Origin of the sequence: Nocardia sp. NPDC051900 (assembly GCF_044452545.1) — a bacterium.
Lineage (GTDB): Bacteria > Actinomycetota > Actinomycetes > Mycobacteriales > Mycobacteriaceae > Nocardia > Nocardia sichangensis.
Genome location: NZ_JBITBU010000036.1, coordinates 23,648 through 36,649, shown reverse-complemented (window position 1 = coordinate 36,649; position 13,002 = coordinate 23,648). Strand labels below are relative to the sequence as shown.

At 65.7% G+C, this 13,002-nt stretch carries 8 protein-coding genes; 4 read left to right on the top strand and 4 right to left on the bottom strand.

Annotated features, from left to right (window positions below; translation table 11 throughout):
* Positions 1 to 823: LysR substrate-binding domain-containing protein (locus tag ACIA5H_RS35950; protein WP_397080593.1), on the top strand; the 823-nt coding region annotated here is incomplete at its 5' end.
* 441 nt (positions 824 to 1,264) lie between these two features.
* Entirely contained in the window at positions 1,265 to 1,855 is a 591-nt protein-coding gene (locus ACIA5H_RS35945; RefSeq protein ID WP_397080591.1) for a recombinase family protein, read from the top strand.
* A gap of 89 nt (positions 1,856 to 1,944) precedes the next feature.
* On the opposite strand, the gene ACIA5H_RS35940 is transcribed toward ACIA5H_RS35945, so the two are convergent.
* The 4 genes from ACIA5H_RS35940 to ACIA5H_RS35925 form a co-directional block, all read right to left on the bottom strand.
* Entirely contained in the window at positions 1,945 to 3,012 is a 1,068-nt protein-coding gene (locus ACIA5H_RS35940; RefSeq protein ID WP_397080589.1) for a transposase, read from the bottom strand.
* A complete protein-coding gene (locus ACIA5H_RS35935) occupies positions 3,009 to 5,000 on the bottom strand; it encodes a DUF4158 domain-containing protein (protein WP_397080587.1) in 1,992 nt (663 codons plus the stop codon). Before ACIA5H_RS35935 ends, ACIA5H_RS35940 begins: the two co-directional genes overlap by 4 nt.
* Positions 5,001 to 5,741: 741 nt before the next feature.
* Positions 5,742 to 5,948 carry a transposase gene (locus ACIA5H_RS35930; RefSeq protein ID WP_364438669.1) on the bottom strand — a complete coding sequence of 69 codons (207 nt, stop codon included), beginning with the start codon at positions 5,946 to 5,948 and terminating at the stop codon, positions 5,742 to 5,744.
* 22 nt (positions 5,949 to 5,970) lie between these two features.
* On the bottom strand, positions 5,971 to 6,126 hold the full coding sequence (locus ACIA5H_RS35925) for a hypothetical protein (RefSeq protein WP_397080584.1): 156 nt from the start codon (positions 6,124 to 6,126) through the stop codon (positions 5,971 to 5,973).
* Positions 6,127 to 7,072: 946 nt separating this feature from the next.
* Between ACIA5H_RS35925 and ACIA5H_RS35920 the strand changes: the two genes are divergently transcribed.
* Both ACIA5H_RS35920 and ACIA5H_RS35915 read left to right on the top strand, forming a co-directional pair.
* Positions 7,073 to 9,028: an MFS transporter gene (locus ACIA5H_RS35920; protein ID WP_364438663.1), complete on the top strand. Its 1,956-nt coding sequence runs from the start codon at positions 7,073 to 7,075 to the stop codon at positions 9,026 to 9,028.
* Between the two features lie 468 nt (positions 9,029 to 9,496).
* On the top strand, positions 9,497 to 12,976 hold the full coding sequence (locus ACIA5H_RS35915) for a tyrosine-type recombinase/integrase (protein WP_397080582.1): 3,480 nt from the start codon (positions 9,497 to 9,499) through the stop codon (positions 12,974 to 12,976).
* The last annotated feature ends 26 nt before the right edge of the window (positions 12,977 to 13,002 follow it).

Sequence of the window (13,002 nt, the reverse complement as noted above, 5' to 3'; positions counted from 1 at the left end):
CAGCCACGCTCTGCGCGCGCTGGAGGGCGAGTTCGGGATCGCGCTGCTGGTCCGGGGCAACCACGGGGTGAGTCTGACAGCGGCTGGGCGTGCCGTGTGCCGTCGTGCCATGCTCATCCTCACTCAGGTGGAGGCGCTGGAGCAGGAGGTGGCCGCGGCCCGGGGGCGCGAGCGCGGCAGCTTGCGCGTCGGCGTCATCCCCAGCGCCAACGCCCGGCTGCTACCGCCGATTCTGCGGCGGTTCGCGGATGTGCATTCGGCGGTGCGGCTCACGGTGATGGAGGGCTCGGACGACGAGGTGCTGGAGTGGCTCGTAACCGGGGCGGCGGACATCGCCACTGTGTCATCCGGGGTCGCGGGCACCACCGGGTCCTCGACAGGGCGGAGTGTCGGGGTCTGGGTCCCTGCCGGGTTGGGGGCGCGGCCGCTTGCCGCCGATCGTATGCTGGCCGTCCTGCCAGGCGGTCACGAGCTGAGTCTTTGCCACTCGGTGCCGATAATCGATCTGGCCCGGCACCCCTTCATCATGTCCACAGGCGGGTGCGAGCCGCTCATCACGGCACTCGCGCGGGCGGCGGGGGCGAGCCTGAAGTGCCACTATCGGGTGCGTGACACCAACAGCATTCTCGCCATGGTTGCCGAGGGGCTCGGGGTGAGCATCGTCCCCGAACTGTCGCTGCCCGCCCATCGTGCGGGCGTGCACGCGATCCCGCTGGACCCGGCTGCCGAGCGCACCATCCTCCTGGCCTGGCCCGCCGACCCCCTCCCCACGGCCACCGCCTTCGCCGAACTGGCCTTCACGCTTACGCCTCGCCCCACCTGACTACCCCCTATGCGACCTCTCTGCTGGCCCCACGCCTGGCGTCGGGGTATTTCGTTGCGCGGGTGTAGGAGTCGTGGTCGGTGCCGCAGGCTCACGGTTGCGGCGGTTGTTCCGACAGTGCCGGCCCAGGGAAAGGCCCGATCGGCTGAGTCGCGTATTCCCCACGGCCACACTCGAAGCCTGATCGCCGTGGCCTCACCGCCAGGGCCAGCGGGACCACGGCAGAGATGCTTCAACTACATGAGACTGCGCGCCGGACGCCTCAGATCGATGAAAACTGCCTGAGATTTCGAGGCGACAGGGGTAGTCGTCCCGATATCGGTCGAATCCGGTACGGCAGCAAAGAGTGTGGCGAACGCCCAGGACGGCCTGTCCCGGAACCCGTCCCGGAACCGGGTGGCGGATCTTGAGTTCCGGGACAGTTTGCGGGACCATCCTCCGATGGCGTACACCAACATCGTCCGGATCGGCTACGCCAGAGTGTCCGGGCGATCGCAGGATCACCAGCTGCAACTCGACGCACTCGCCGGTGCCGACTGCCGCGAGGTCGTCGTGGAGACCGCCAGCACCCGGGGCGACCGCCCGCAGCTGCGCAAAACCCTGGCGACGCTCAAGCCCGGCGACACCCTGGTGATCTACAAACCGGACCGGGTCGCGCGGTCGATGAAGGAACTGCTCGTGCTGCTCGAAGACGAGCTGCATGCCCGCGAGATCGACCTGCACATCCTCACCGGCATCTGCGCCGGGGTGCACAAACCCAACGGCCAGACGATGGCGGAGAAGATGCTGTTCATGGTCGCGGCCATGGCCGCGGAGATGGAACGCGAGCTGATCCGCGAGCGCACCCTCGACGGCCTGGCCGCCGCCGCGGCCCATGGCCGCAAGGGCGGACGCCCCGCGGCGGTGGATGCCGACACCCTGGCCGTCGCGATCGACCGCCGCAAACGCGGCGAGTCGGTCACCGCCATCGCCAAACACCTCGAGATCGGCCGCTCCACCCTCTACCGCGCCCTCGAACCCCCACCTCGCTGATGCGCCCACCACATGACGCGGTCATCGGCATTGCGCTCCATGACCAGGCGCAACGCGGCGCCGGCGGGAACACGGCGGGCCTCGGCGTCCTATTCGTCGTCGGGGAGGTCGGGATCGCGTAGTGCCCGGCGGGCGGGTTCCGGTGGCTGGAAACTGTAGTGCCCGTGGACGTTGATGTGTTTGTGCCAGTACAGGTGCAGGCGGGCTATGTCCGTGTCGAGCACCGGATAGCCTTGTGCGCGTAGCTGATTCAACGCATCGTCGAGATAGCGCGTGTTCCACAGGGTGATGGCGTTGACGATAAGGCCCAGCGCGCCGAGTTGGTCTTCCATCCCGGCGTGGTAGGCCTCGCGCAGCTCGCCTTTGCGGCCGTGGAAGACGTGTTTGCCCAGGCCGTGGCGTTCTTCTTGCGGGTTGCGCATCCATTTGATGTCGCGCCGATACGGTTCGCGGTCGACGTAGGTGAGCACGTGCACGGTTTTGAAGATCCGCCCGAAGTGGGCCAGGGCGTCGCCGAGCTGGGTGGGGTCGCCGCCGTGCTGCAGCATCCGCATGACATCGGAGGCGCTGACCTGGCCGCTGTGCACCGAGGCGGCCACGCGCACGATGTCGGGCCAGTGGCGGGTGATCTTGGCCAGGTCGATCCTGCCGCGGGCGGCCCGGTCCAGGGGCCCGTAGTCCGCGGCCGGGTCGATGCGCCACAGTTTCTGGTCGGGCAGGTCGGCCAGCTCGGGGCGGTAGGCGACGCCCAGGAGTTTGAGCAGGCCGAAGACCATGTCGCTGTACGATCCGGTGTCGGAAATCAGCACTTGCGGGCGGAGTCCGCCGTCGCGGCGATACATCAGATCCACCGCGTACAGCGAGTCCCGTGGTGTTCCGGACAGGACCATCCCGGCCAGCCCGACACCCTGGTCGTTGATCATGTTGAGCAGGGTGCTGCCCTTGCGGCGGCCGAAGTATTTCGGGTTCGCGCGGGCGTCGATGCTGCGGACGGGCACCACGAACCGGGTGCCGTCCACCGCGGCGACCAGCCCGCCGCCCCACAACTGCGCGGTGCCGATCCCGGCTTGAGCGTCGATGAGCGCGGCGTTGGCCCCGGCATGGGTCTCGGCGCGCACATAGTTCTGGTAGACGTGCCCGATCCGGGACCTGGTCAACGCATCGCTCCCGGTGAGACGACCGGTCCCCAGCCGACGTTGAGGGCCTGCGCGGTCAGTACCGCGGCCAGGGTGAGGTCGAGGTTGTCACTGATCCGCGCCCCACCACCGATGTGGGTATAGGCGGTAGCGAACTGCGGGCACCAGCTCATCACCTCCAGGATCAGCTCGCCGATGTCGACCCTCGGCATCATCGCCTGAGTCCGTCGTCGCAGATCGATCAGGCTCGGCGGCTCCGGGATCGCTTCGAGCGCGCCTGCGTGCACCCGGGCCTGCGCATCGACGGTGACCGCACCGGCCGCCGCCCGCGCGGGCGTGTGCCGCCAGATCGCGTCCAGCTCCGCGGCGGCTTCGTCGAGCAGTTCGCCGGGGTCGGCGGGTAGTTGCAGCGAATTCATCAGCGACTCGCGGCCGGCCTCCCATGCCGCACCCGAGAGCAGTTGGGCGCGCGGGCCGGCCCACCGCGACGACGCGGCGGCGAAGATATTGCGGCGGCGCAGCCGCTGATGGGACGCCTCCAGCACACAGAACACGTACGCAACCTTCTCGACGGTGCCGGGCGGGCGATCGCGGCGTAGCACCAGATTCCGCCAGCCCGGGCTCACCACCTCGAGGTCGACACTGCGAGCATCCAGGTAGCCGGCGGGTACCCGCTTGGTCGCGGGCTTGTCCAGCAGGTCGGGCAGAGCCCGCAATGCGGCCAGCACGGGCTCGGCGTCGGCGCTGGCCCCGAACTCGATCGTCTCCACGAACACCCGCAAGAATTTCCGCACGAACGGATAGCGGGTCATCAACGCCGTCCGCCACTCGCCGTCCGGGTCGGCATCCGGCGGCATGATCTCGTTGATGTTGGCCACCGATGCCCGCAGCTGTGCACGGGACACGACGTTGCCGATGTGGTCCCACAACACCGCGATCGTGACCTCATCGCCCCAGTCCTCGGCTTCCAGGAGCACCGCGACCGCGGCCGCCAGGCGTGCGGCGTCCTTGCTGATCCGCGGGTACCGCTCGAGTTTGTCGACGGCCGATCGGCGTTCGGCGCGCGCCAGCAACACGCTGGTCATGATCACATCGAACAGCTCCAGGGCGTCGTCGGTGGCTTTGCCCTCCAGATACACCGCCGTGGACAGCAGTGTCGCCAGCCGTTTCGAGTGCGGGCGGGTTTGCCGCAGATCGGTCGCGTTCGAGGTCATGCCGCGCCGCGCCAAATCCACTACCCGCCGCTGCGGAACCGCGGCCAAATCCACTGCGCCCACACCCATCCCGGCCACCTGCGCGATGCGCCGACAGGCCGCGACCAGGGCCTTGGCGGTGGGATCGGTCGGGCCGCGCCGCAACACCTCCAACGCCGAGACCCGCCGCCCGTCGGGCACCTCGATCAAATCCAGCAGCAACCCCGCCTGCCGGGCAGTCACCAACTCGGCCAGCGTGGTCCACAACCGCACATGCGTGGCCCGCACCACCCGGGCGACCAGCCTCTCGAGTTCACCCACCGCGGGCAGCAGCACCTGCCGGGCCCGAAGCCAGGCGACCACGCCATCGAAAATGGTCTTCGGCCCGGCACCGGTATTCCAGGCCCGGTCATCGATCCACCGGGTCAACTCCTCACCGACACTAGCGAAGTCACGCCAGCCCTGCGCCCGGCAGATCTCCCGCCGATGCTCCCACTTGGTATTGACGCGCTCCACATAGGATTTCACCACCGACGGGTCGGCGATCCCGAGCTGGCCGGCGAGTTCGTCAACCACCCCCGCGGGGACATCGAGGGGATCGTCGAGGAACGTGCCCAGGAAACGCACAGTAGTCAGTTGAAGCGCGAATCCCAGCCGACTGGCCTCACCACGCCGCTTCCCGATCAACACGCGGTCCTGGTCGTCCAGATAGAAGAACCGCTGCAGGTCCTCCGTTGAGGGCTCCCCGTCGAAGCAGCCGTACCCCGCGACCTGCCCCGCGGTCAGAAAACCCTTCTCATCCTCATTCTCGGACACCGACGGTCAACCTACGCAGAAAGCCCCAAGATCACCGCCGAACGGGTCACCGCCCCTTATCGCCAGTTTCCACAAGATCGTTGGTGGCAGGCCAGTCCGATTGGATTTGGACAGTCTGCGGTGGCAGTTGCGCGGCTGGTCGACCTCGGCGACCAGGTGGGCACTGCCGCATTGCCCTTTGGCGGCTTGGAAGCATTCCTCGATCGCCCACCTCCCACCGGCCACGGCAACGATCTGGCCGCGATCGATGGCGTCGGGGTGGAAACACACGTAGTAGGCGATATCCGCGGGATCGCCGGGCCAGCAGGATGCGCACGAAACCGGCCGGGATGTCGTCGAGGACCGGAAGGGCGGCCCAGGCGAAGTCGTATTCGCGTTCCCCTCGGACTCCAGGACCGACCGAGACACGATGCCATGCTTCGGCGGGGGGCGCGGCTGATCAGGGTATCGACTCTGCGGCGACCATCGACGTCGGTGATGGTGTGCCTGACCGGGACTTCTACCACATAGGGCATCCGATTCGCCTGCAGGAACGCCCTGAATCTGCCGTCACGCCCGTAGGCGGAATCGGCGGTCACCCACCCGGCCATCACACCCGCGGCCAGCGCCCGACCGATCATCACCTCGGCTAACCATGGCTTGGTAAAAAGCCCTGACTCCAGCGACTTTCGGGCACACCGGCGTCAACACAACAGTCACGCTCTGCGGTCCACGACTCCAGCAGATACAACTCACGGTCGATCAACGCCCGGCCCGAGCGACCAGCATAGGCAAGGAACACACCCAGTCGACAGTTCTCGATCCGGCCGCAGTGCCCGAATACTGTCGCTGCACCCCGACCGAGCGCAGTCCCTCCTTCACGAAACCCGTCTCATCGACCACCAGCACCCCATCCGGCGAAGCCAGCGCCTCGCGCCATATAGGCGCGGACCCGATCACGCACCTCATCGGCACTCCAACGCGCCCCGGTTCAGCAGATGCCGGCACCCGTCGGGAACCACCCCGCCGCCTCGGCCAGCTGCCAGGAGTTCTTCCGCTCCACCGGCGCCAGCAACCCCGTCACATACGCCTTCGCCCACCCTCGCGGCTCCGCCCGCCCGACCGCCCCCGCAACGCGGGCGAACACATCATCCAGACTCGACCGCCACACCGCACTATCCTGCGGCACAACACCATCCAGCACACAGCAAATCTGCAGATAACAACTACAACTGTCGTGCTAGACCGACGCTCCTATCCGCCCTCTTCACGGCACGCCCCTTCGATGATCTGTCGGCACGATAAGTCTCGATAAGTTAGATTGTCAATACGGGCCATCTTGACAAACTAGAGTGAGCGACAGCGCACCCGTTCGGCCAACGAGCAGGTAGCGAGGAACGATCGCCGACGGCGACCCGAGCCTTGAACGTGCTGCTCAAGGGGTCATCTATGCGATGCTGGAAGGCCGCGCTCCAGATAGCTGACGTTCGATGAAATTTGTTGACATGCGTCTACTGCGGACTTAGAGTCAGCCGCGTGCCTGTGACAGATTCCACTTCCAACGCGAGGCTGCTATTGAACTTCGCATCCTCGCTTGAAGATGCACATGCGATACGTCCGCAACTGCCGAACGACACCCGGCCACTGGTGTCCGTCACTGCGGGGCGTAGAGCATGGTGTGTTGGCGGTGGTCAGGCCGGCAGGGGGCCTGCGGCTACGCCAGACCGGGCATCACCGAAATCGATCGCTCCGGAATCATTTCCAGCAAGCATCCGGCCACGCGGCAATCATTTCCGCCGCTACCCACAGACCGCCCGCCGAGCGGCGGAATCGAACACTCCTCCGCGACTGTCGAATTCGCAACCCCGACCCCCGCCCACACGGGTCATCCACCAGTCCCGGTCACCGATACCGCCCATTTCAGTTGCGCAATTCAATCGGTCTTTTGATCCGAATAATGTGCGCTAAGTGATCCATTTCGCTACCGGGTTTCCACCCGGCTCACTCCCTTGTTTCCAGCCGGCAACTCGTCCTGACCCGCGGAGGGTTCAGGTTCCTTTACGAGATGCCGGGGCCAGAAAGGCATCTCGACCATGAGCTCGACCCAGACCGCAGCTTCGCCGACCCTGCTCACGGGGCTGTGGCAGCGCAAGCTACCGCACTATCCCGATACCCCCGCCCGCTCCTGGTATCTGGCCCTGGTGGTCATCACCTCGGTGGCCCTGTACTACCAGCTATTCGTCGCCGGAGCGGTGGGCAATGAGCTGATTGCCTACTTCCACCTATCCTTCCGGTACTTCGTCGGGATATTTATCGCGGGCGCCGCATTCGGCGCGGCCGCCTCGGTGCTCGCCGGCCTGCTCGACCGCTGGGGACGAGCCAATATCGTCGCCTATGGCGTGGTGATCTGCTCGCTGCTCACCTTGTTCGCCGTACCCGCGACCACGAGCAAGGAGGCCTACCTCGTCGTCTACTGCGTGGTGAGCATTGCCGAGGGCGCGGTGCTGGTGGCCACACCGGCATTGATTCGCGACTTCTCCCCGCAGTTGGGCCGGGCCTCGGCCATGGGCTTCTGGACCCTCGGACCGGTGCTCGGCGCGTTGATCACCACCGAAATCTCCACTCACACCCTCGGCGCCCATCCCGATTGGCAGTACCACTATCGGCTGTGCGGGGTGATCAGCATGGTCATCGCGGTATTCGCGGTGATCGGCTTGCGTGAACTGAGTCCGGCGCTGCGGGATCAGATCATGGTGTCGATGCGCGATCGCGCGCTGATCGAAGCGCGGGCGCACGGATTGGACGTCAGCACGCTCGAACACGGGCAATGGCGGCAGATGCTGCGTGTCAATATCGTCGGATCGGCGCTGGCGATCAGCATGTTTCTCGCCTACTTCTACACCATCGTGTCTTTCCTACCCGTTTATATGGCAACCATTTTCGGGTTCAGTTCAGCCAAGGCGAATGCCCTCGGAAATTGGTATTGGATCGCCAATGCGATCGCGCTCGTGCTGGCAGGCATCGTTTCGGACTACGTCAAGGTGCGCAAGCTGTTCATGATCGTCGGCGCACTCATCAGCATTGTCGGATTGTTCGTATTCCTCGGCTATACCGAGAAGCCCGACACCGGATACTACACGTTCGCGTTGTGGTTGAGCGTCATCGCGGTCGGTGTGGGCATCGCCTACGCCACCTGGATGGCCAGCTTCACCGAGACCGTGGAGAACCGGAATCCGGCCGCGACCGCGGTTGGTCTCGCGGTCTGGGGCGGCACGCTGCGCGGTGTCGTGACCATTGTGTTGTTCGGCTTGCTGATCGTAATCAATACCGCTGGCACACTGGTCAACTACGGTCCTCGACTCGCCGAAATCCAGCACAAGTACGGTCCGCAGCTCGCGACCATTCAGACGGTCGGCACCGATACTCTCGCGGCGCTGCAGCAGAACCCCGATGATCAGGCCGCACAGGTCGCGGCGCTCAACAAGTTGACCGGTGCGTCGCCTGCCGAGATCCAGACGACCGTCGGCCTCAATACCCGCTATCCGCAGGAGCTGGCGACACTTCAGGCCATCGACCCGGCCACGTTGGCGACGCTGTCCACCAATCCGTCCGATGCCGCAGCGGGGCTTGCGGCGGTCGGCCAGGTCGCGGAGAAGTTCGGCATCCCGGTGGACCAGGCCATCGCACGCCTGCAAGCGACCCAGCAGCTCCCGGCCGCCGACCTCGCGGTCGCCGCCAAGGTGGGCCCCGAGCTCACGCAGGCGACGGCACAGCTGCAGTCGGTCGGCACCATCCCCGCCGATGACCAGGCCTATCTGGCCGCCCACGCCACCGAGGTGCTGCAGGCGGCCAAGGATTCGCCGGGACAGTGGAAGCGCTGGTGGTGGATCTGCCTGATCGCGCAGGTCGTATTCCTGCCGTTCGTGTTCCTGATGTCCGGACATTGGAGCCCGAAGAAAGCCGCTGCGGAGGCGAAGGCGCATGACGAGCGCGTCGAGCGCGAACTCGCCGCGATCAAGGAGAAACCGGAACCGGAGCCGGTCGGGTAGTGCGTCGTGCCTGGCGTTGCGACGGCATCGCCAGGCACGAACCGGTCACTTGGTGAGGTCGACCACCCATTCGTGGTTGTTCACGTCGACCTTGTCCTTGCCGTCGAAACCGGCGGGCGTAGCAACCTCACCGTTCGCATCGGTCAGCGTGGCAGGCGCCATCTGGCTGGAAGCTGGATTGGGCAGCGCCTCACGGGGGTTATGACGCTGCCTCTCTATTTGTCAAGTTGCAGAACACGGCTCGGCTGGGCTTCGGCGGCGTCTGGTGTCGTCGGCGATCATGATGCGCCAGATGGTGTTGGCGCATGGCCGCGCGTGGGGACGATCCGCCGGCAATCCTGCGGTCGTAGTATGCGCGGTGACTGCGCTCGCCGAAGTTGGCTCTGTCCCACTTTCGATGATTGGTCCGGTTGCTACGAGGTGGCCAAGACGCGGAGCTGGAGTAGGTCGAAGCGTGCTCGGCCGTACATGGCTCGTTTGCTCAGCTTAAAAGTTACGTGGAATCTGGCCCAGGGTGATCTTGTCTTCCCTGGGATGACCACGGACTTTGGAGGCAGGGTGAACGGCGCGGTGGCGCTGACGGACAAGTGGCCGGTGCTCGGACGGCATGAGCAGGCGGCGGTCTGGCTGGGTATCTGGATTGATCTCGGGCGGGCGCCGCGCACGATCGACGCCTATGCCCGCGGCCTGGCGGAGTATCTGCTGGTGTGTGAGCGCGAGCAGGTCGACCCGGTGTCCGCGAGCAGGGCTCACGTTGCGGTGTTCGTGCGGGAGTTGACTTCTCGACCGCATCATCGTGGCAGGAACGTGGTGTCGATCGATTCGGGTGCCGGGCTGGCGAACGCGACGATTCAGCAGCGGTTGGTGCCGGTCCGTTTGTTCTACGACCATCTCATGGAAGAGGGTCTGAGGGAGTCCAATCCTGTTGGGCGGGGCCGTTATACGCCTGGACGTCACCGGACCGGCGGCGCCGAGCGTGGTCTCGTGCCACGGCTGACGAAACTGCCGTGGATTCCGACCGAACAGCAATGGCACGACGTTCTCGCGGTTGCGGCGTGCGAATCGATCCGCAATCGGGTGATGCTGGCGCTGGCCTACGACGCCGCGTTGCGGCGCGAGGAGTTGTGCTCGCTGCGCACCGAGGATCTGGATCCGCCGCATCGGACGATCCGGGTGCGGGCGGAGACCACGAAGAACCGGCTGGAGCGGGTAGTGCCCTACTCGGCGCCGACGGGTGTGTTGGTGTCGTTGTATCTGCAGCATCGAGCGACCCTCAGCCGGGCTCGTGGCCCGCTGTTCTTGTCGGAGTCACGCCGCAATCGCGCTGAACCGTTGACGTTGTGGACGTGGTCGAAGGTGGTGCGGCGGGTCGCGCTGGCTGCGGATGTTCCCCGGTTCTCCACGCATACGACCCGGCACTTGTGCTTGACCGACCTGGCGAGAATGGGTTGGGAAATCCATGCGATCGCCAGGTTCGCCGGTCCACCGGCACACCGCCTCCACGCTTCGGTATATCCACCTGTCCGGCCGGGACCTGGCCGACAAGTTCAACCGGAGTATGCAGCACATCCATGCCCGACGCGTCGCTATGCTCACCGCCGTCGGCACTCCGCTGGCAGGAGGCACCCAGTGACCGCCGGTCACACGATGAAATCCACAGCCGCCCAGGATGATCGATGGATTTCCCCCTTGGCCGGTCGGCATTTCGACACCACGATCGAGGTTGGGTCTCGGGAGGCTGAGGCGATCACCGAGCTCGGTGTCGAGAACTTGAGGCGGTTGAAAAAGCACGATCCGGACGCCCCCGGCTGGCGAACGATCCGACGGCTACTTCTGCCGATCGACACGGTCAACGCCGGCCTGGACTCGCCACCGACACCTCATCGCCGACGCGCCATGCTGGATGCTGCCGCGGTGCTGCTGGTCCGCTGCGCCGAGACGCGGCAGTCGTTCTGGGGCTGGACCACCGACGAGTGGACTCACGTACTGGGCCGCACCCAGACCGAGTTCCACGCCCACGCTCCCGAGTGGGCGCATGACGAGGTGCGTCCTTATCTGGCGACGCATGCCTATCTGTTGGGTTCATTCACGGAGTTTCACCGCCTGGGCAGCTTCCAGCGATTGACGCTGTCCTGGAGGATCTTCGGCAAGGAACGCGTGAACAGTGAGATCGCTCGACTGCGAACGGTGTTGTTGCAGTGGGGGTATAAGCCCGGCCGCGACGACGACTCATGGCTGCCGATGGTGACCTGCCAGCTTTTCCTGGCCAACCGCAGCCCGCATCTGGCAGAGCTGAACACCGAGCTGTTCGACCGGTTCCGCAACGACCGGCTGGTCACCGGCGCACGGTTGAACACGTTGTATGCGGTGCAACGCGCGGTGGCGGCGCTAGGTTTCTGCGACCCGCCACGGCTTCGCGTCGGCCACCAGTCGGCCAAAGCGACAGGTGGAGCACCCAGTTGGGAGCGCTGGGTCAATCGCTGGCACACCACCTCGACATTGACACCGCCCACTCGCGACGCGAATCGATCCAATCTGTTGAAGGTCGGCCGTTGGCTCGCGGCCGAATATCCGGACGCCGCCGACCCTGCACAGTGGACTCGTCAGACCTGCGCAGCTTGGGTGGCCGTGCTGGACCGGATGAAGGTCGGTGACTACGTGCAACGCACTGCCGGGCTCGGCGACCGGCTCGGCAAGCCCCTCGAAGCGTCCAGCAAGGAAGGGCAGCTCAGTGCACTGCGGCGGTTCTTCAGCGACTGTCAGGAATGGGAGTGGCTGCCGCGACGTTTCGACCCGTTGCGGGCACTGGCCACCCCACGCAGCATCGCCGCCCTGCTGGGCCCGGACCCACGGATCATCGCCGACGATGTCTGGGCGAAACTGCTCTGGGCCGGACTGAATCTGCAGAATGAGGATCTGCCGGAGACCTCGTCTGGGCAGTTCTACCCGTTGGAGCTGGTTCGCGCTGTCACGATCACCTGGCTGTTCGCCGGGCTGCGCAGCAACGAGATTGTCCGGCTGCGCATCGGTTGCATCCGATGGCAACACAACGACGCCACGATCACCGCCGACTCCGAGGAGGTTCTGGCACGAGATGCGGTCTGCCTGCTCGACATTCCCACCAACAAGACCGGCACCGCGTTCACCAAGCCAGTCGATCCGATCCTCGGCCAGGCCATCCAGGCATGGCACAACATCCGGCCCGAACAGCCGCGCCTGCTCGACCGGCGCACCGGCGAGCAGGTCGACATGTTGTTCGCCTATCGGGCGCGTCGCGTCGCCACGGTCTACATCAACAACACCGTCATCCCGATGCTCTGCCGCAAGGCAGGGGTTCCCAACGTCGATGTCCGCGGCGCGATCACCAGCCATCGGGCCCGATCGACCATCGCGAGCCAGCTCTACAACGCCAAAGAACCGATGACCCTGTTCGAACTGCAGGCATGGCTCGGGCACCGTTCCCCGCAATCGACCCAGTTCTACGCAAAAATCTCTCCGAACACCCTGTCCAAGGCATACGACGACGCCGGCTACTTCGCCCGCAACGTCCGCACCATCGAGGTCCTGGTCGACCGCGACGCCGTCACCAGCGGCGCCGCAGCAGCCGGTGAGCCCTGGCAGCACTATGACCTCGGCCACGGATTCTGCACCTACACGTTCTTCGAACAATGCGCCCACCGAATGGCCTGCGCCCGCTGCGACTGCTACACACCCAAAGATTCAAGCAAAAGCCAACTGCTGCAAGCTAAAACGAACCTCCAGCGGATGCTCGTCAGCATCCCACTCACCGACGACGAACAAGCCGCGGTCCAAGACGGTCAAGCCGCCCTCGACCGATTGCTGCAGCGGCTCGCCGACGTCCCGACGCCCGCCGGCCCGTCACCGCACCAGAGCGACCTATCGCTGACGGCCACCCAGCTGCCGATCGTTGCCGTCAACCACGGCTGACCAGCGCTCGCTTGACATTTCAGATT